The sequence below is a fragment of the Psychrobacter sp. DD43 genome, from assembly GCF_904846555.1.
GTDB classification, from domain to species: domain Bacteria; phylum Pseudomonadota; class Gammaproteobacteria; order Pseudomonadales; family Moraxellaceae; genus Psychrobacter; species Psychrobacter cryohalolentis.
Genome location: NZ_CAJHBE010000007.1, coordinates 63,126 through 83,248, shown reverse-complemented (window position 1 = coordinate 83,248; position 20,123 = coordinate 63,126). Strand labels below are relative to the sequence as shown.

General features: G+C 41.9%; 13 protein-coding genes. 9 read left to right on the top strand and 4 right to left on the bottom strand.

Annotated features, from left to right (window positions below):
• Positions 1 to 103 precede the first annotated feature (103 nt).
• From ispC to JMX89_RS05655, 7 genes are all read left to right on the top strand, one after another.
• Complete coding sequence (gene ispC / locus JMX89_RS05685; protein ID WP_201531225.1) at positions 104 to 1,312, top strand: 1-deoxy-D-xylulose-5-phosphate reductoisomerase; 1,209 nt, start codon at positions 104 to 106, stop codon at positions 1,310 to 1,312.
• Positions 1,313 to 1,370: 58 nt separating this feature from the next.
• Complete coding sequence (gene rseP / locus JMX89_RS05680; RefSeq protein WP_201531226.1) at positions 1,371 to 2,744, top strand: RIP metalloprotease RseP; 1,374 nt, start codon at positions 1,371 to 1,373, stop codon at positions 2,742 to 2,744.
• A gap of 263 nt (positions 2,745 to 3,007) precedes the next feature.
• Positions 3,008 to 5,431, top strand: a complete 2,424-nt coding sequence (gene bamA / locus JMX89_RS05675; protein WP_201551092.1) for an outer membrane protein assembly factor BamA — start codon at positions 3,008 to 3,010, stop codon at positions 5,429 to 5,431.
• A gap of 150 nt (positions 5,432 to 5,581) precedes the next feature.
• Complete coding sequence (gene lpxD, locus JMX89_RS05670; protein ID WP_201551091.1) at positions 5,582 to 6,598, top strand: UDP-3-O-(3-hydroxymyristoyl)glucosamine N-acyltransferase; 1,017 nt, start codon at positions 5,582 to 5,584, stop codon at positions 6,596 to 6,598.
• Between the two features lie 112 nt (positions 6,599 to 6,710).
• A complete protein-coding gene (fabZ, locus tag JMX89_RS05665; RefSeq protein ID WP_011280792.1) occupies positions 6,711 to 7,220 on the top strand; it encodes a 3-hydroxyacyl-ACP dehydratase FabZ in 510 nt (169 codons plus the stop codon).
• Between the two features lie 174 nt (positions 7,221 to 7,394).
• Entirely contained in the window at positions 7,395 to 8,174 is a 780-nt protein-coding gene (lpxA, locus tag JMX89_RS05660) for an acyl-ACP--UDP-N-acetylglucosamine O-acyltransferase (RefSeq protein ID WP_011514030.1), read from the top strand.
• 307 nt (positions 8,175 to 8,481) lie between these two features.
• On the top strand, positions 8,482 to 9,834 hold the full coding sequence (locus tag JMX89_RS05655) for a sodium-dependent transporter (protein ID WP_011514029.1): 1,353 nt from the start codon (positions 8,482 to 8,484) through the stop codon (positions 9,832 to 9,834).
• 133 nt (positions 9,835 to 9,967) lie between these two features.
• Here JMX89_RS05655 and tgt read toward each other — a convergent pair whose 3' ends face one another.
• Complete coding sequence (gene tgt / locus JMX89_RS05650; RefSeq protein WP_020443802.1) at positions 9,968 to 11,119, bottom strand: tRNA guanosine(34) transglycosylase Tgt; 1,152 nt, start codon at positions 11,117 to 11,119, stop codon at positions 9,968 to 9,970.
• Positions 11,120 to 11,337: 218 nt separating this feature from the next.
• Here tgt and JMX89_RS05645 point away from each other — a divergent pair, with 218 nt between their 5' ends.
• Entirely contained in the window at positions 11,338 to 12,000 is a 663-nt protein-coding gene (locus JMX89_RS05645) for an SOUL family heme-binding protein (RefSeq protein WP_201531229.1), read from the top strand.
• A gap of 58 nt (positions 12,001 to 12,058) precedes the next feature.
• Here JMX89_RS05645 and asd read toward each other — a convergent pair whose 3' ends face one another.
• Positions 12,059 to 13,192 carry an aspartate-semialdehyde dehydrogenase gene (gene asd / locus JMX89_RS05640; protein WP_133104439.1) on the bottom strand — a complete coding sequence of 378 codons (1,134 nt, stop codon included), beginning with the start codon at positions 13,190 to 13,192 and terminating at the stop codon, positions 12,059 to 12,061.
• Positions 13,193 to 13,684: 492 nt separating this feature from the next.
• On the opposite strand from asd, the gene JMX89_RS05635 reads away from it, so the two are divergent.
• Positions 13,685 to 14,806, top strand: a complete 1,122-nt coding sequence (locus tag JMX89_RS05635; protein WP_201531231.1) for an endonuclease/exonuclease/phosphatase family protein — start codon at positions 13,685 to 13,687, stop codon at positions 14,804 to 14,806.
• A gap of 489 nt (positions 14,807 to 15,295) precedes the next feature.
• Here JMX89_RS05635 and JMX89_RS05630 read toward each other — a convergent pair whose 3' ends face one another.
• Together JMX89_RS05630 and JMX89_RS05625 are read right to left on the bottom strand one after the other, a co-directional pair.
• Positions 15,296 to 16,693 carry a peptidylprolyl isomerase gene (locus tag JMX89_RS05630; RefSeq protein WP_011514024.1) on the bottom strand — a complete coding sequence of 466 codons (1,398 nt, stop codon included), beginning with the start codon at positions 16,691 to 16,693 and terminating at the stop codon, positions 15,296 to 15,298.
• A gap of 177 nt (positions 16,694 to 16,870) precedes the next feature.
• Positions 16,871 to 19,861, bottom strand: a complete 2,991-nt coding sequence (locus tag JMX89_RS05625) for an LPS-assembly protein LptD (RefSeq protein ID WP_201531232.1) — start codon at positions 19,859 to 19,861, stop codon at positions 16,871 to 16,873.
• Between the last annotated feature and the right edge of the window lie 262 nt (positions 19,862 to 20,123).

The following is a 20,123-nucleotide window of genomic DNA, read 5'->3' as shown; positions in this document are numbered from 1 at the left end:
GCCTAATACTATCAAAATCGCTTATGCAGTTATCTGACAGAACATAAGCTTAGCTGCTCATTTAATTTTCATCTTATTACTACCGTATCATTTATAGGCACCCATGGTTATGACCCAACGTATTGCCGTATTAGGCGCGACAGGCTCGATTGGCGACAGTACGTTAGCCATCTTGGCGGCACAACCACAGCATTACGATGTTTATGCTTTATCTGGATATCACCGTTTAGATAAGCTGCTTGCTCTTTGTGAGCAGTTTGCTCCTAAGCGTGTTAGCGTACCGACAGCTGCGGTTGATGAGTTTGCCAAGCGTCTGAGTATAGCAGGACTTGATATTGAAGTAGTCGGCGGCGAAACAGGCCTCGTGGATATCGCTACCGATTCACAAACTGATACTGTCGTTGCTGCTATTGTTGGCGCCGCAGGCTTGCCTTCTACTCTAGCTGCTGCCCGCGCAGGCAAGCGTATTTTACTGGCAAATAAAGAAGCGCTGGTGATGGCAGGGCAAGTGATGATCAATGCGGTCAAAACGCATCATGCAACTTTGCTGCCGCTTGATTCTGAACATAATGCTATCTTTCAGTGTTTACCATTTGCCATTCAGCAGGATAATACCCAAATTCACCGACCAAATCATGGCGTGCGTAAGCTATGGCTAACGGCTTCTGGTGGACCGTTCTTACAGCAGTCATTTACGCAGATGCAGCAAGCTAGTGTCGCTGAAGCGGTCAAACACCCAAACTGGTCGATGGGGCAAAAAATATCGATTGATTCTGCCACGATGATGAACAAGGGACTTGAGCTGATTGAAGCCTGTCATTTATTTGATTTGCCTGAAAATAAGATAAATGTGGTGATTCATCCACAAAGTATCATTCACTCAATGGTAGAATATAGCGATGGCAGCTTTTTGGCGCAGCTTGGCAGCCCAGATATGAAAACGCCCATTGCTCATGCGCTAAGCTACCCTGACCGTATTGACAGTGGCTCGCAGCCATTAGACTTATTTGCCTTAAGTGGTTTAGAGTTTATCGAGCCTGATTTGCAAAAATTTGCCTGCTTACGTCTGGCACGAGAGGCGATGCAAGTGGGTACGCACGCGACCATTATTCTAAATGCGGCGAATGAGATTGCAGTATCAGCATTTTTGAATAATCAAATTCGTTTGACGGATATTGCTGATATTAATGAGCAAGCATTGAATGAGATACAAGTTTCGGCATTAACTGAGACGGCCGATATTGATGAGATTTTGGCAATCGATAACCTAGCGCGTCAGCATACTGAGAAGCTGGTGGCAAGATTGATCTAGATGTATCAATCGATATCGCTTTTAGAATGATGTTAAGAGTACCTACTGAGAAAAGATCATGACGTTTCTATTAACACTCCTTGCGGCAATATTTGTCTTAGGTCCGCTTATTGCTTTGCATGAGTGGGGTCATTATATTGTAGCGCGTCTTTGCGGCGTTAGAGTACTTACGTATTCTATTGGTTTTGGTCCCAAACTCTTTGGCTGGACCAGCAAAAAAAGTGGCATTGATTATCGTATCTCGGCATTACCCCTTGGTGGATATGTCAAAATGCTTGATGAGCGTGAAGGTGAAGTGGCAAAAGATGAGCAGCATTTAGCATTTAATCGTCAGCATCCGCTTAAGAAAATAGCTATTGTGGCTGCTGGTCCTATCATGAACTTCGTTATTGCCATTGCATTGTTCTGGGTGTTATTTATGACCCCTTCAGAGCAGCTTGCCACCAAGATTGGTCAAGTATTGCCGGATACGCCTGCCGCGATAGCACAGTTGCCTGCCGGTGATAAAATCGTTGCGATTGACGGTCATGACGTACAGACGTGGGAAGGGATTAATTATCGCCTTGCTGGGCGCATGGGCGAGACAGCCAATATAAGTGTTACGTTGCAATCAGAAGCCAATAATAATGCAACCAAAACTTATCAAGCACCTGTAAAAGAATTTATGCAAGGTGCCGCGCAAGGTAAAGACGCCTTATCAAGCTTTGGTATGATACCGTGGCAACCAAATATTGCCCCGATAGTTGGTGATGTAACGCCTGATGGCCCGGCAAGTCGTCAAGGTCTCAAGGCTGGCGACCGCATCACTGCTATCAATGATGAAGCCATTAATGACTGGATTAGCGCCACTCGTATTATCCGTGACAATCCTGAGACTTTGCTTACATTTAGCGTGTTACGGAATGATAAGCCGATTGAATTGCAGATTATGCCGCAAGGTAAAAAAGACAATTTAGGTAACGATTATGGACAAATTGGTGCTATGGTGGCACAGTCTGAGATTGTCATTCCTGATGCGTACAAAACCACGGTGGTCTATGGTCCTGGCGAGTCGTTAATCAAATCGTTTGAGAAAACTGAGCAATTGGCTATTATGACTGTCAGCTCAATGGGCAAGATGCTATCAGGTATGATAGGTCTTGATAACTTATCAGGTCCGATTACCATTGCCAAAGTCGCTAAGCAAAGTTTTGATATCAGTTGGCAAATGGTATTATCTACCGCAGCCTTAATCAGTTTGAGCCTTGCGGTTTTGAATCTGTTGCCCATTCCAGTATTAGATGGCGGTCATATTGTCTATTATCTGATTGAGCTGATACGTGGCAAGCCACTCTCTGAAGGCGTGCAAATGGTAGGATTAAATATTGGTTTACTCTTGCTGGCAGGTTTCATGGTGTTAGCAATTGGTAATGATATCAGTCGGCTGTTTTGATGATATAGCATACTTCTTGCACGGTAAGATGCGATAGACTAATGGTTTTATGCTTATCCTGTATCTATTGTTAGGCTGATAAGCAATTTCTTTTATCGCCGTGCTGCTGTACTAATTTTATATTTTAGTTTATTTTATGACGCGTTTTATATAAAGTGTTCTGAGTCTGTTCCCTAAGTGTTTACGATATGACACAAAAGAGACCAGATAAGATGTGCTTTTCAACTTAACTTAAGCAAGTTTTTTATTGACGGATAGTGTTTATGCGTACGCCTTTATTTATGAGCGCGGCTGGGTTGCCGTTAGTTGTAGCAATGATGAGTATGCCGGTTCAGGCTGCAGAATTTGTGGTCACTGATATTGGCTTTAATGGTCTACAACGCCTAACACCTGATAGTTTATATCCAGTACTGCCTATTACAATAGGTGATACGGTCAATGATGCAAATCTGGCTGCCAGTATCAAAGCACTATATGCGACCGAAAACTTTGCTGACATTCAAAGCCGTATCGAAGGCGGCAATCTGCGCTTTGATGTCGTTGAACGTCCGACGATTGCAGAAGTTAATTTTGATGGCAACAAACTTATTCCAAAAGAAGGGCTTGAGCAAGGCTTAAATAATGCAGGTCTTGCTGTGGGTAATGTGCTTAAGCAAGCAACTCTACAAGGCGTTGCAAACGAGCTACAACAGCAATATATCAGCCAAGGTTATTACAATAGTAATATTGAAGTCGATCAGACGCTGCTTGATGGCAACCGCGTCAAACTTGATGTGCGCTTTATCGAAGGCAAGCCGGCCAAAGTAGTTGATATCAATATCATTGGTAATAAGCACTTTAGTGATAAAGAAATTAAAGAAGTCTTTGCAGTAAAAGAGTCCTCGTGGACGCGTCTATTATCTAAATCTGATCGTTATGCGAAAGAGAAGCTCGCGGCAAGTTTAGAAAATTTAAAAGCCCTGTACCTAAATGATGGTTATGTACGCTTTTCGGTAGACAATGCGGTGCTCAATATCAGTGAAGATAAGAGCAGCGTATTTATCGAAGTCAGTCTTAGCGAAGGCGAGCAATATCAGTTTGGCGAAATTAATTTCTTAGGTAAGCCAACTTTTGAAACCAGTGAATTAAAAGAGCTGGTCACTTTTGGTGCTAAAGAAAAGTACTCACAAGCCAAGCTTGATGCCACCACTGCCGCTCTTAAGAGTCGTTATGGTAATGAGGGTTATTATTTAGCGCAAATCAGACCAGTACCGCGTATCAATGACGAGACCAAAGTCGTCGATATCGATTATTATATTGATCCTGCACGTCCTATTTATGTGCGCCGTATCAATTTTACTGGTAACTTAAAAACCCAAGATGAAGTATTGCGCCGTGAAATGCGTCAGTTGGAAGGGTCATTGGCTTCTAGTGATAAGATTCAGCTGTCACGTACGCGTTTGATGCGCACAGGATTTTTTAAAAATGTTAACGTTGATGTGAAGCCGGTTCCTAATCAACCAGACCAAGTCGATGTAAACTATACGGTTGAAGAGCAGCCATCTGGTAGCTCAACCATTGCTGCCGGTTATTCACAAAGTGGCGGTGTTACCTTCCAGTTAGATCTTACCCAAAATAACTTTATGGGTACTGGTGACCGCGTTAAAGCTTCTTTGTCACGCTCAGAGACACGTGATTCTTATAGCTTGGGTTATACTGATCCGTACTTCACAGAAAATGGTGTATCACAAGGTATCAGCGCTTATTACCGTGAAACCAAATACGATGATCGAAACGTTAGTAACTATGTTACCGACGCTTATGGTGCGACGCTGAACTATAGCTATCCAGTTGATGAAACCAAACGCGTGAGTGCAGGCTTAAATATTGATAACACCACAGTACGTGGCGGTAGCCGTCTAGGTGTATCAAGCGTTCAGCAAATTATAGATGACGGTGGTACGTTCGAAAACTTTACTGATACTGAACGTACTGGTTTTAAAAATGAATATCAAAGCTACAACTTACTATTCGGTTGGGATTACAGCACTTTAGATCGTCCCGTATTTCCGAATAAAGGCATGAGCCATACAGTCGATGCGACCATTGGCTTAGGTGATGCCAGTTATCAGAAACTGGTTTATCGTGGTAACATTTATCAACCTATCTATAAAGACTGGGTCGCTCGCGGTTATACCAAGCTTGGTTATGGTAACAATTTACCGTTTTATGAAAACTTCTATGCTGGTGGTTATGGTTCAGTACGTGGTTATGAAGCATCAACACTTGGACCTAAATCACAAAGCTACAATGATGCTATAGATCCTAAAGCACGTTTTAAAGATGAAGAAGTTGGTGGTAATGCGCTAGTCAGCTTTGGTACTGAATTGATTTTACCAATGCCATTTAAAGGCGACTGGGCAGATCAAGTACGTCCAGTACTATTTGCTGAAGGTGGTCAGGTATTTGATACTACAAACAAGGAAGATCGTAACTTTGTTGATCCAGCTGGAAATGCAACTGTTAATCCAGACGGTAGCCCTGTGAAATTATTGACTCAAGATAGCAGTCTACGTTTTAGTGCCGGTTTAGGCGTCACTTGGTATACGCCAATTGGTCCGATTTCTTTGAGCTATGCTGTACCTATCGGTGACAAAGAAGGCGATGAGACTGAAAAAGTCCAGTTCCAAATTGGTAACACTTTCTAAGCGCTTGCTAATTGCCTGTTACTAGGTAAAGGGTTTGATTCTTGTTATTCATCCCTTTAGGTAGTTGAAGCGTTCGTTAGATTTAGCCGGTCGTCAAGATGATATCTCAACTTGACGACCCTCTTATTCCTGCCAATACTAATACTGATTATGATAACGATTGAGCAACTCATCTCCCAGATTGAGCAGCGTCAGCCTGTTCTTAACAAGGCTGAGCTTAGCGCTGAGCAGCGCCGTCTATCCTTAGAGGGTATTGGTAATTTAACGATGGCCAATCGGCAGCAGTTAAGCTTTTTGGCCAATCCTCACTATCTTTCTAGTCTAGCTAATACTGGTGCTGGGGTAGTACTTATCACTGAAGAGCATCATAAAGAAGTGCCAAGTGATACGGTAGCTTTAATTGTTGCGGTCCCTTATTTGGCTTATGCTAGCGTGAGTCAAATTTTTGCTCGCCAACATTCATTTAGCGGTATTCATCCGACAGCCGTCATCGCCGACAGTGCCGTTATTGGCAATAAAGTGACTATCGGTGCTTTTTGTGTCATCGGTGAGCAAGTGCAGATTGGTGATCGCAGCGTGCTTGAGGCTCATGTAGTCATCGAGGATAATACTACCATTGGTACAGATGGTGTTATCAAATCACAAGTGGTGATAGGACATGACTGTATTATTGGTAGTCATGTTAGGTTGCACGCTGGGGTGACGATAGGCTCGGAAGGCTTTGGCTTTGCCCCCACTGCCAATCCTAGTGTCACAGGTTGGGAGCGTATTGCACAGTTAGGGCGTGTGCTGATAGGTGATCATGTACGCATTGGCAGTCAAAGCTGTATAGATCGCGGTGCCATCGATGATACGGTGATTGGAAATCATGTTATTATTGATAACCTCGTACAAGTAGCACACAACGTCCGTATTGGTGATGGCACGGCTATCGCTGCTCATACAGGTATCGCAGGTAGTACTACAATTGGCAAACGCTGCATTATTGGCGGGGCGGTCGGTATTACCGGACATATTGATATCACAGATGATGTTACTTTATCGGGTATGACTATGGTCACTAAGTCAATCACCACTGCCGGATCTTACTCTTCTGGCACGGCTGCTATGCCAACTGCTAACTGGCGCCGTGCCGCTGTCCGTTTTCGCCAGCTTGGTCGTGATTAGCGTTTAAAGGTTCATAGTTAAAGAAAATTGATACTTAGATTATTTATAATATTAAAACTCAGCAAAGCTTTACTCTCAAGCAAGACTTTAAATACAGCAAGGAAGCGCTACTATGAGCACTAGCAATATTGATAACCCAACGGCAGAAGACATCAAAAGCTTGGCTGAACAAGGGTTAACGTTGCCATTAACTTACCATACGTTAAAGCATTATTTGCCACATCGTTACCCATTTTTATTGGTAGATAAGATAGTTGCTTGTACACCAGGCGAATGTATCACGGGCATAAAAAACGTCACCATTAATGAAGAGTTTTTTAATGGGCATTTCCCTGATGAGCCTATCATGCCAGGCGTATTGATGGTTGAGTGCATGGCTCAGGTATCAGGTGTTCTGGGTTTTATTAGTGCAGGACTGACGGCAGAAGATGGCTATTTATACTTGTTCGCAGGGGTTGATAAAGTGCGCTTTAAGCGCCGTGTTATCCCTGGTGATCAGCTGATTATCCGCTCTAAAATTGTGATGCAGAAGCAGGGTATTTATAAGTTTGATTGTACTGTACATGTTGAAGATGAGCTTGCGGTTAGTGCGCAGATTATGATTGCCCGTCAGGAGCAATAAACTGCATTAGTCACTTTGAATAATGCATGAAACATTTAAACCATGATGTTAATGCTTATTTATTAGCATCATCTTATTTTTTAACAAAGGCAGCTTTAGGCTAGTTAATTTCACTAAGCTGTCTGTATTTGTTTTACTAATTTAATTGCATTCGATGATACAAAGGCCTCTATTATGAGTCAGATCCATCCCACAGCACTCATCTCACCGTCTGCTACGATTGATAAAACCGCAACCATTGGACCTTACTGTATTGTCGGTGATGAGGTTACGATTGGTGCACATACTGTATTGCATCGCCACGTGGTTGTCACTAGATTGACTCGTATCGGTGAATACAATCAGTTTTATCAATTTTCAAGCATTGGCGAAGACCCGCAAGACCTCAAATACGCAGGTGAGCGTACTTGGCTTGAGATTGGCGATCATAATACCATTCGAGAAGCCTGTAGCTTGCACCGTGGTACTGAGCAAGATGGTGGGTTGACAAAAATTGGCAACCATAACTTGCTCATGGTTAACACTCATGTGGCTCATGATTGCTTGATTGGCGACCATAATGTATTGGCTAATAATGTGGGCGTCGCAGGTCATGTTACCATTGGCAATCATATTATTGTCGGTGGTAACTCAGGCATTCATCAGTTTTGTACAATTGACGATTATAGTTTGGTTGGTGGTGCAACGTTGGTCTTAAAAGATGTAGCGGCGTTTACCATGGTTTCAGGTAATCCTGCTAAGGCACATGGTCTTAATATTGAGGGTATGCGCCGTAAAGGCTGGTCTAAAGATAGCATCGACGTGCTGCGCCAAGCTTATCGTGTGGTATTCAGATCTGGTTTAACGACAGTGCAAGCACTTGAAGTATTGAAACAAGATCTGCTGCCAAAAGAGTCAAAAATCGAATTTTTGATCGATTCGCTACAGAAAAGTCGCCGCGGAGTCGTGCGCTAAATTCTGTTTTAATACATCGGTAGCTCATTTTAAATAGTTTTTACCATCGAAACTAAATGTTATAAATAGTAATCATAAATATAAAAAGCCATAACTATTAGTTATGGCTTTTTATATTTATGATTACTTGACTTTTTTAGTTGCTTAGCAGAAACTGAGCCTCTACAACAATGTAAACAATTATTTCTTAATGTTGCTGGATGCATCACATTGATGCATAGAGTAAATAGTCAAATATTATGGACAGCTATTTATAATAATCAAGGATGATTATAAGCAATATTAATTGAAGCATGAGGAAGGAAAAATGGCTAGTAATAAACAAGATCATGCGCAGTGGAGCTCAAGTTTTGGCTTCGTACTTGCAGCAGTAGGCTCGGCAGTCGGCTTAGGGAATATCTGGAAATTCCCTTATATGGTAGGTGAGAGCGGTGGTTCAGCTTTTGTTATTGCCTATTTGTTCTGTATTGCTTTGGTTGGTTTTCCTGTATTGGTCGCTGAGTGGCTCATTGGTCGCCGTGGTCAAAAGAATCCTATTAATACCTTTAAAGATGTTGCTGTTAGTGAAGGTAAGTCAAGTAGCTGGGGTATTGTCGGCGCAACTGGTATCTTAGGTGGTTTTTTAATTCTCTCTTTTTATAGTGTCATCGGTGGCTGGGCGCTGAACTATATCACTAAAGTTGGCACGGGCAGTTTTGCCGGTCAAAACAGTGACTCTGTCGCTGCAACCTTTGATGGAATGCTAGCATCAGCAGGTACGCTAACGATTTGGCATACGGTATTTATGATCATTACCGCACTTATCGTCGGTATTGGTGTGACGCGCGGTATTGAAAACGCTGCTAAAATCATGATGCCATTACTGGGTGTGATTTTATTTATCATTGTTGGTTATAACGTGATAAATGGTGGTTTTGGTGAAGCGGTTAATTACTTGTTTGCACCTGATTTGAGCAAGTTGACCGTTGATGTAATGCTAGCGGCATTGGGTCATGCTTTCTTTACCCTATCTATTGGTATGGGCATCATGGTGGCTTATGGTTCATACTTAGGTCGTGAAGTGAACTTACTAAAAACAGCTCGTACGGTTGTTATTTTAGATACAGTTATTGCCTTAGCAGCTGGTTTGGCCATTTTCCCAATTATCTTTAGCAATGGTCTTGATCCTGCATCAGGTCCTGGTTTAATTTTTGTCAGTCTACCGATTGCTTTTGGTAGCATGGCTGGTGGTACGATTATCGGTACTTTGTTCTTCTTATTGATTACCTTTGCTGCTGTGACATCGTCGATATCACTGCTAGAGCCAAGTGTTGAGTTCTTAGAAGAACGCACATCGATGAACCGTACGATGTCTACTATTGCTGCAAGTACTGTGATTTGGCTATTGGGTATCGCTGCGCTATTGTCCTTTAACTTATGGAGCGACTTTACTATCATGGGTAATGGCATCTTTGATGCACTAGACAAACTTACCAGTAAGTTCTTATTACCGCTAACCGGTCTTGCAGGCATTATCTTCTTTGCTTGGAGAATGGACCAACGTAGCATTCAGCAAGAGCTTAATTTATCAAACGGTACTTGGCAGATTTGGCAAATCGTTACTAAATTTGTAGCGCCAATCGCAGTCATTGTGGTATTTGTGGCTGCATTGGTAGGCTAATCATTTATTCTTGATATGTATCCTGTTGATAGTTAGATTGTCAAAATTTAGTGAACAAAAAAGGCTTAAGATGAATCTTAAGCCTTTTTTTGTATTTTATATATGAGTAGCTAATGTCAAATTACCATTACTATTAACGCAAATTCAGCTCTGGCACCGTCTGTCCGCGTTTGCTATAAAATTCATTCACGAACTCATCAAATTTATCTTGTTCGATGGCATCTCTGATATTTTGCATCAAACGTTGATAGTAACGCAAGTTATGAATCGTCGCTAACTGCGCGCCAAGCATCTCTTTACATTTATTCAAATGCGATAAATAAGCACGACTAAAATTCTGGCAAGTATAGCAATCGCATTCAGGGTCTAATGGACCTTCATCGGTGCGGTATTGGCTATTGCGTATACGTACCACACCCGCATTGTCGGCGTCGCCTGTGACAAAATAATGACCATTACGCGCATTCCGGGTTGGCATGACACAATCGAACATATCGACACCGCGGCGTACTCCTTCTACGAGATCTTCAGGCTTACCGACACCCATCAGATAGCGCGGCTTATCGGCAGGCATGTCATCTGCGATATAATCTAGGACGTCTATCATCTCTTCTTTTGGCTCGCCAACAGACAAACCGCCAATGGCATAGCCATCAAAGCCAATTTCAAGCAAGCCTTCTAGTGATTGCTTGCGTAAATCAGCGTACATACTGCCTTGAATGATGCCAAATAACGCATTGGTACTGCCAAGCTTTTTATGCTCATCAACGCAGCGTTGTCCCCAACGTAGTGACAACTCTAAAGACTTTTTAGCTTCATCGTGAGTGGCAGGATAGGGCGTACACTCATCAAACTGCATCACGATATCTGAATTCAAGCTATATTGAATCTGCATCGATTTTTCTGGTGATAAAAAGACTTTAGCACCATCGATAGGTGATTTAAAAGTCACACCTTCTTCAGTGATCTTACGCATCGCGCCAAGACTGAATACCTGAAATCCGCCAGAGTCAGTCAAAATAGGCTTATCCCAATGCATGAATTTATGTAAGCCACCGAATTTATCAATAATGTCGGTACCAGGGCGTAACCATAAATGAAAAGTATTGCCCAAGATGATATCTGCGCCAATTGCTTCAATATCACGTGGTAGCATGCCTTTAACGGTACCGTAAGTACCTACTGGCATAAAGGCTGGCGTTTGTACGTCGCCATGATTGAGGTGGACTGTACCACGGCGTGCGCGAGTAACGCCACTGGCTGTTTTATGTAAGACAAATTGCATAAGATAACCGCTATGTAAGCTATGAAAATGGTGCTAATTATAGCATTGTTAGGCTTTTTTTGGTTATTGATGTTTATTTAGCTTAGATTTCACGGGGTGTTTTTAGTCGACTATAACTAAAAGCTACAGACATCTTTATCAAGTCATTGCTAAAGTAGAAAACAGACCAAAACCCAAATATTAATACCTTATATGCTTTTGGACAATGGAGATAAGTCATGACCAAAAGAAATTACTTAAAGAGCAGCTTATTGTTAAGTAGCTTATTATCGATATCAGGAGCAGCTATGGCTACCGAAGAGCCGAAATATACTGTCTTGTCGCAAACTGAAAATTTTGAATTGCGTCGTTATGATGAGCAATTGGTAGCGCAAACTTGGGTTTCTGGTGATCAAAATATGGCCAGTCGTGCAGGGTTTAAGGTGTTAGCAGATTATATATTTGGTAACAATACTGCGCCAAGTGGCGAGAGTAGCAAAATCAGCATGACTGCCCCTGTGACGATGCAATCTGAAAATAAAAATACCAGTGATGAGTCACAAAAAATAGCCATGACAGCGCCAGTGAGTATGCAACAAAACGATGGAAAGTGGCGTGTGCAATTTATTATGCCAAGCCAATACACGCTGCAAACGCTACCAAAACCAAATAATTCAAATATTGAAATTGTGAAAGTACCCGCTAAGACTTACGGTGTTATTAAGTTTTCAGGGCTTGCTGGCAGTGAAAAGGTGGCTGCGAAAACGGCAGAATTACAGTTTTGGATGCAGGCGCAAAAATTAAAGATGACAGGTGAACCCGAATTAGCACGTTACAATCCACCATGGACACTGCCATTTATGCGCCGCAATGAAGTCATGATTGCTTATCAGCAAAAATAACTCATAAAAAAAGACAGCAATTGCTGTCTTTTTTATATCCAAATTCAGAATATTAGCTTTAGCTATTTTGCTCGCGAATGATGTTCAGCATACGGCGTAATGGCTCAGCCGCGCCCCATAATAGTTGGTCACCCACGGTGAATGCGCCTAAATACTCAGGACCCATATTAAGCTTACGCAGGCGACCTAATGCGACAGTCAAAGTGCCCGTCACTGCAACAGGCGTTAAACGGTTCATAGTGGCTTCTTTATTGTCTTCAACCACATCTAACCATTCATTACCGCTATTCTTCAGTGCCGCTTCGATCTCTTCTAATGGAATGTCTTTTTTGAGCTTAATTGTTAAGCCTTGTGCATGACAGCGCATCGCACCAACGCGAACACACATACCATCGATAGCAATCTTATCTGCTTCAGAGTTGCCAAGGATCTTATTGGTTTCAACACCACCTTTCCATTCTTCACGAGATTGCTTGTTCTCTAACTGTGAGTCGATATAAGGAATCAAGCTACCGGCTAATGGCACGCCAAAGTATTGTTTAGGAAAATCGTCTGAGCGTTGAGTCTGAGCGATTTTTTTATCAATCTCAAGAATGGCGCTAGCAGGATTGGCAAGCTCATCTTTAACAGCATCACGTAATACACCCATGCCTTCAATAAGCTCACGCATATTATTAGCACCAGAACCACTAGCGGCTTGATAAGTCATGGCGCTGACCCATTCGACCCAGCCTTTATTAAACAGCTCACCGATTGCCATTAGCATGAGTGATACGGTACAGTTACCACCGATAAAATCTTTTTTGCCTTCAGCGAGTGCATTATCGATAACAACTCGATTAACTGGATCAAGAATGATGATGCTGTCCTCTTCCATGCGTAAGGTGCTTGCCGCATCAATCCAATAACCAGACCAACCACTATCCCGCAGTGGTTGATGTACTTTTGAGGTATAGTCGCCACCTTGGCAGGTAATAATCACATCACAAGCGGTAAGGGCGTCAATATCATGAGCATCTTGTAGTTGGCTGGTCTTAATACCATCAAAACTTGGCGCATCACCGCCTGCATTACTGGTTGAAAAGAATACTGGCGTAATACCGTCAAAATCTTTTTCTTCCATCATACGTTGTAACAATACTGACCCGACCATACCGCGCCAGCCTACCAAACCTACTGTTAAATCACTCATCAAACTCAATCCTTTTTTACAATAAATTGTTGCATCGCCAACCAATAACAATGCCGTGAATAGCTCCAAAAAGCAAGGTTTTTTGATAGGTTTCGCGGGTTTTACTAGCACTATTAACTATGATAGTTATAACTTTGAGTTATGGTCATTCTTCTAGCTCTGCTAATGAATGAGAAATGATATTCATCATGAGTGAAATATCGACTTTGATAACAGAGTAAGCACAGACGTAAGCCTGATCTTTGTAATGTTTTATAGTATCTATTAGGTAAGTAGTGTTCAATAGTAGGCGCAGGTTGTCTGGAATGCTAAAGTAAGCCCTTATATATAATGCTTATCTTAAGCACTTTTCGTTTTTATGTTTTTTATTTAAATATTTTTATATGCATTTTATTAAGAGAATTTATCGTTTAGCTATTATAGACGCTAAGCCATAATAATAACGAACATAATCAATGGTATAACTGTTGATTTGATAAATGGTCGATACACATGATGGATTTCTCCTTTCTATATTACGGTGCGCAAGGACTGGCAGGGCTCGTCGCATTTATCACTATTTGGGGATGGCTACCACTTGATAATTGGTGGGTACGCGGTGTGGATTTCCCTCGTATTCAAATCATGATACTTGGTATCATTGCTTGGCTTGGTATGGTGATATTTGGACCTCAGTGGCAGCTAGAACAATGGCTGTTGTTTGCGGCTTTGAGTATTACGTTAGCCTTTCAACTCAGAATGGTATTGCCCTATACTCTGCTATGGAAGAAAGAAGTAAAAAATGCCAAAGATAAGCCGGATGTTGAGGAATATCAGTTAAAAATCATGGTTTCAAATGTGTTGACCACCAATGATGATACTTATAAATTGGTTGAGTTGGTACAACAGAAACAACCTGATATCTTAATTACTTTAGAAAGTGATGAAAAATGGGAAAAAGCGCTTAATCAAGTTGAGTCTGATTACCCTTATACAGTAAAAGTGCCTTTAGATAATTTATATGGTATGCATCTTTATTCTAAGCTTGAGCTGATAGACCCTGAGATTAAATATTTAATCATTGATGATATACCTTCTATTCACACTCAGATACAGTTGCAAGGTGGGCGCGTCATTTGGCTTTATTGCTTGCATCCTATGCCCCCCAGTCCAACAGAAGCTGATAAATCTACGACCCGTGATGCTGAGCTATTGATGGTTGGTAAGCATATTAAAGACAATAAGCAAACGGCCATATTGGCAGGTGATCTTAATGACGTTGCTTGGTCACAGACCACACGGCGTTTTCAACGTATTTCAGGGCTACTAGATCCCCGTATTGGGCGACATTTTATCAATACTTTTCATGTTAACTATCCGTTTTTACGTTGGGCATTGGATCATCTTTTCCATAGTGCTTGCTTCACAGTGATTGATATTGAACGTTTACCTTCGATTGGCTCTGACCACTTTCCTGTGATGACAACGTTGCAATATGAGCCAGAAGAGGAGAGTAATCAAAAAGGAAATGCTCCTACAGCACAAGCAGCCGACTTTAAAGAGGCGGAAAATAAGATCGAAGCAGGCAAAAAAGAAGGTTGCAAGGTGTCTAAAGAGCATGAAGAATCGGAATAGAAGTGAGATTCAGAAGAATCCTAGTAAGCAAAGGATACCTACTAGCTAAACAATTCAGACGTAAGCAAATGCTTACGTTAAATAAGGTCTTTAGCCTCTAGTCGCTGCACATCAATTGTCTTAGAATACATCCATCAACACAAGGATACGCAAGGATGTAGTGTTGAGACAGTATCAATAATAGGACAGGACAGCCCACTGTCTCATGGATTACTGTTTATGACTTAGGATGAGTCAACACGGAAGAGATAACAATAATAATATGAAAAACCATAGCCCCGAACCAATCGCCCTAGGTTCGGGGCTTTTCTTTGTGCTTAAGTTATTGATTTATATATTTTTACTCATCGTTTTTATGCTTGAGTATTTATGTATCTACAATTATTTTCAATTAAATAACAAATCAAAAGGCACAAAAAAAGGATATACGCACTGGCATATACCCTTTTTTATAAAATACTTTGACTGGTTATTTAGTTCACTTGATCATTAACCAAGCACTTGGATATAAGCGCCAGCACGTAGCTCTTGTAGCCAGTCTTCTTTGGCTTGTGGTGCTAGGCGTTGATATAGAGCTTGACGTGCCATAGTGCGACGATACTCATCGCTGACATCTTGTTGACGCTTACCTTCAACTTTAAGTATGTGCCAACCAAATTGCGTTTTAAACGGGGCAGAATAGTCACCGACAGCTGTGTTTTTCATCATTGCTTCAAACGGCGCAATCATTTGATCTTCACCAACCCAATCTAAATCGCCGCCGCGCCCTGCTGAACCAGGATCGTCTGAATACGTTGATGCTAGACTATCAAAGGCAGCACCATTACGTAGCTGACTATATAGGTCGTTAATTTTTTGCTCAGCAAGAGCATCTGTTTGTAGCTCATCAACTTTAACCAAGATATGACGAGTATTCCACTGAGGAACAAGCATGGTATCATTGGCTTTTTTATTGGCAAGCTTAATAATATCGATACCTTCAGGGGTGACTAAAGGCGCACTCACAGCGCCAACCTCAAGTTTGGTAATCTCGCTCGATAGCTCAGTTGGGAGGGCAGCGGCTTTATGAAAGCCCATATCACCACCTTGTAATGGGATAGGGTAGCTGCCTTGACTGGCTGCAATCGCTTCAGCGACATTGACATTTGGCACAAGAAGGCGTGTACGTAACTTTTGTGCCACTTTTAAAGCGTCATTACGCTGTGCCTCTGATAGGCGACTATAGTCATCCATATATGGAACACGGACATGGACTGTCTGATACTCACTTTGGTTCAAGCGTTTGGCTTCAGGTGATGCCAAAAATGCATCGATGTCCTGCTCGCTAATACGCACACGATTGGTGATTTGACGCTGTTGTAAGGCTTGAATAGCGGCATCTTCAATCAACTGCGCGCGCAAAGTCGCATAGCTGCCCGATTGCGCTGAGTCTAAACGCTGTTGTAAAGCGGCGATGCTATTTAAACCTTCTGCTTTTGCTATTTGTTCTAAGCGCTTATTGATAGACGCTTCATCGGGATTTAAACCAACACGTTTGATCAAGGACAGCTGTAGTTCGCGCAAAATAAGGGCGTTTAATACTTCTGACTGTAACTGTGCTGAATTGGCAATAGGTTCACCCGCAGCTTTTGCACGTGCCTGTGTCTGAGCAATGGCAGCAATGAGATCACTTTTTAAAATCGCATTTTCATTCACCAATGCAATGATGCCATCTGTACTATTGGCAGGCGTTAAACGAGCCACGTTGTTTTTTTGAGTCGTCGTCGCTTGCGCTTTTGCAGAGTTCACCGTTGCTGCTTGGGCACTAACGCTCATACCAAGAGCAGTCATTAAGCCCATCGATAGGAATACTGCTTGGCTTGTCTGGCGTAAAGAAAAAAATCTCATGATGCTCCTCATCAATGTCATTGCATCGGATGGTAATCGGTTAAATCCACTAGCCACTGCTTTAGCATCAAATAATGTTAATACTAAAATAGTGGCTAGGGTTGTTTATAATAGAATGCAAACCAGTTTATACCATACATACTAGGCTATAAATTAGGCTTGTCTCTTATCATGTTATTAGTCTTTCCATGCATTTTGAACAGGTTCAAAACCTAATACTTTATCAGCAAGTAAGCGTGTCAAACGGCTACTACCACTGCCAAGACCACTTAATCTTACTTCTGCCATAATCGCTTGTGTGGGTTTTTCAGCAATATTCAAGTCATTATAGTAACGACGACCATAAACCGCAAAGCCAAAACAGCAATCTTCATAATCGATCCCAATCAATGAATCGAGCATTTGGTTGCGATTATAGTCGTATTGACCTTGAGCCAGTACACGCCAGTTATTATTGATTGGGAAAACTGCTGACGCTGTCAATGCAGACAGTGGTAACTGGTTGGTATTTTCATCACGTTGACGTTTGATAAAACCTACATTAAACAAGCTATTATCAGATGGCTGGTAACGTAACTCAGTAGTAATGTAATTTAAATCGTAGCTATTGGTCAGCGCGCCACTCACATCGACCCAGACATTATTATACGGCTGTGTGCTAGTATCCCAAACTAACCCTGAAGAGGATGAGGTAAAGACAGGTTTTGTATTATCAAGCGTAACGCGTCCATCATCGAGATAAAATTGTTCACCAATGCTACCATCAAAACGTGTCACGCCCGTTGCATCGATGTAACGATAGTTAATACCTGGGGTAAAAGCATGTAAATCTTGTAAGCGATCATGCCCTAAAAACCAGCTGTCTGAGAATAACTGCTCATAGTTAATAGAGGCAATACGAGTATTAAAGTTAGGAATATCGTTTTGGTCTTTATAAGGCGAGTAAGTATATTTCAGGCGCGGGCTAAGTAAACGATAACCACCTAACGTGTCATCAAATGCGCCAAACGGTGAGCCGGCTTGATAAAAATGTAAACCTGCATCAATACTGGCTTGCGGGACAAACACTGACTGGCTGCCATCATCTTTATCCAATGAATTGTCAACTAAGCTGTCTTCATCATAAGTGGTAAACAGATGTTGTAAGCTTAGCTTTGGCTTGATATAACCCCATGAGTTCTCCATAGGATAAGATGCACTGAGTTTATTATAAAAACGTGTGCCACTTTTTTCATTCTCAGAACCATCATCGATGGATTTTTTAAAATAAGCGGAGTCACTGACGCCAGTGATATCAAAATGCTTTGCCCAAGGTAGACGGTAATCAAGTTTGAGCTGCGGTAGGCGCGAGTAAGGCTTGTCTTTATCTTGCAACATCTGCCCACTGTTATTCAACGCATCAAGTGTTTGGAAGGTTTCTACTTTTAGCTCGCCGTCGACATAGTCATTATAATAATTCAGTTGCGCTCGGCGCGGCAAGTTTAAGGTGTTATCTGATAAACCTAGCGTATCAAAATCATTAAGGTAGTCGGCATCAGATACGTAGCTGTATTTGGCCTCACCGCTTAGGCGTGGGATGCTGGTAGATGACCAATAATGATCATAGAACAAACTGCGGCGGTCTTCTCCATCGTATTCTTTGTCATTAGGCAAGTAGGAACCATTAAAGATACCCTCGCCATAATTTTCTGTTAAATAACGAAACTCTCCAGATAGCATAGGATTACGAGTGGTATAAATATGCGTGCTTAGCGTAGCATCATAGTTGGGAGCTAGGTTGAAATAGTAAGGCACATCAATTTCAAGTCCGTTTTCGCTACTGATACTTGCATTAGGCAATAAAAACCCACTACCGCGTCGACTGTCTATTGGAAAGTTAAAATAGGGCAGATAAAATACGGGCACATCAGCAATACGGAAGGTGGTATTGTAAGCTTCACCGCGTCCTGTCTCAGTGTCTAAATCTATGCTTTTGGCATCAAATTGCCACTTACGATTGGTCGGAGGGCAGGTGCTATACATGACCTCGTCCAATTCATATTGGCTCTCATTCGGTCGGTTTAAGCGCTTGGCATAACCATGTGCTTGTAGCTCAACACTGGCAAAAGCGACATTCGTAGCAGTAGATTGCCCTGTTTCAGTATTATAGTTCAAATCGTCAGCGACACCGATGAGACCACCTTGCGCCGCTTTATCAGTGAGGCTAGTTTTACCGTTTTGTTGAGTTCGGTCTTGTGCTCCAGTCGCAGAAGCATTGCCGGTGGCTTGATCCGTAAACATTACGTTACCTTGCGCCGCTGCCACCCCGTTACTTAAGTCCAGTACGATTTTTTCGGCCTCAATATGCTGAGTCCCTTGGTCAATGATGACATTACCTGATAGCTCAGCATAATCGACATTATCGTAGTAGCCATAATCTGATTCTGCAAATAGCGGCGCTTGATTATTGGGCAGACCGTTTAAATTTGGTGCTGGTTGACCATTACTGGCGCCTGCTTCATTAATAGCCCGTTGATAATTTAGATTTTTCTTAGGATAGACCCATTGTCCCTCACAGCGCGCCGCACTATCGACAGTGTTTGGCAGCAAGCGCAGATTGCTACCTACGGTTGGGATATTAGTCGTTACAGGCGTCAAACTGTTTTGAATATTATTTTGTTCGTCATTTACGCTAGTGCCTGCATTGTTTGATGTTGCAACATTCGTATCTGGCGTCAGCTCATAAAATTCTGCTAAACGTTTAAGGCTTTCTTGAATACTCTCATCATTGGTATCAATTCGACGATTACCAGCTTTTGCTGCGTTGCTTGTATTTACTGGGGCAACGCGTCTATCTTGGCTCGTCTTGGTACGATCGTTAATCGCAGTGATATTATTGTTATTTACAGCCGCGTCATTACCTAGAGTAGCATCACTACTCAAACTGGCTTTTTTATAGGCTGCTGCCTGCTGACTGTCGCTTTGATAGCTGATGTCTTGATTGATTTCATTATTAAAACCAGCATCAGTTGCTACGTCATCGGCATACTGGTTTGAGCTATCAGTCACCAATGGCTCAGGCATCATCGAGTCAGTCTGATTGATAGCGGCACTAACGGTCAAGCTCGATAAGCCTAGCGCGCCAAATAAAATCAAACGGATGCTTTGGTAAAGCGGAGAATATAACAAGGGCACACCTATGATTTGTAGAGCCTATTGAATTGCAATATATCGTCTATCAAGTCTGTTTTAGACAGCTACAGCGCTTTATAAACGAATAATAAATAATATAATCTTAAAAGTTGGGACGTTTTACATATAATGACGACTAATCATAGTCAAAAAAAACCAAATCAGCTACACTATTTATCAAATTATCAAAGTTTATTAGATAGCCATGCTATTTTTAAGACAACAGCGACTGTGCAATAAGCGCTCACTATTTTAGCAA

Excerpts from the sequence above, each read along its gene's own strand:
- ispC (WP_201531225.1), top strand. The coding sequence starts at position 104 with ATGGTTATGACCCAACGTATTGCCGTATTAGGCGCGACAGGCTCGATT.
- rseP (WP_201531226.1), top strand. The coding sequence starts at position 1,371 with ATGACGTTTCTATTAACACTCCTTGCGGCAATATTTGTCTTAGGTCCG.
- bamA (WP_201551092.1), top strand. The coding sequence starts at position 3,008 with ATGCGTACGCCTTTATTTATGAGCGCGGCTGGGTTGCCGTTAGTTGTA.
- lpxD (WP_201551091.1), top strand. The coding sequence starts at position 5,582 with ATGATAACGATTGAGCAACTCATCTCCCAGATTGAGCAGCGTCAGCCT.
- fabZ (WP_011280792.1), top strand. The coding sequence starts at position 6,711 with ATGAGCACTAGCAATATTGATAACCCAACGGCAGAAGACATCAAAAGC.
- lpxA (WP_011514030.1), top strand. The coding sequence starts at position 7,395 with ATGAGTCAGATCCATCCCACAGCACTCATCTCACCGTCTGCTACGATT.
- JMX89_RS05655 (WP_011514029.1), top strand. The coding sequence starts at position 8,482 with ATGGCTAGTAATAAACAAGATCATGCGCAGTGGAGCTCAAGTTTTGGC.
- tgt (WP_020443802.1), bottom strand. The coding sequence starts at position 11,119 with ATGCAATTTGTCTTACATAAAACAGCCAGTGGCGTTACTCGCGCACGC.
- JMX89_RS05645 (WP_201531229.1), top strand. The coding sequence starts at position 11,338 with ATGACCAAAAGAAATTACTTAAAGAGCAGCTTATTGTTAAGTAGCTTA.
- asd (WP_133104439.1), bottom strand. The coding sequence starts at position 13,192 with ATGAGTGATTTAACAGTAGGTTTGGTAGGCTGGCGCGGTATGGTCGGG.
- JMX89_RS05635 (WP_201531231.1), top strand. The coding sequence starts at position 13,685 with ATGATGGATTTCTCCTTTCTATATTACGGTGCGCAAGGACTGGCAGGG.
- JMX89_RS05630 (WP_011514024.1), bottom strand. The coding sequence starts at position 16,693 with ATGAGATTTTTTTCTTTACGCCAGACAAGCCAAGCAGTATTCCTATCG.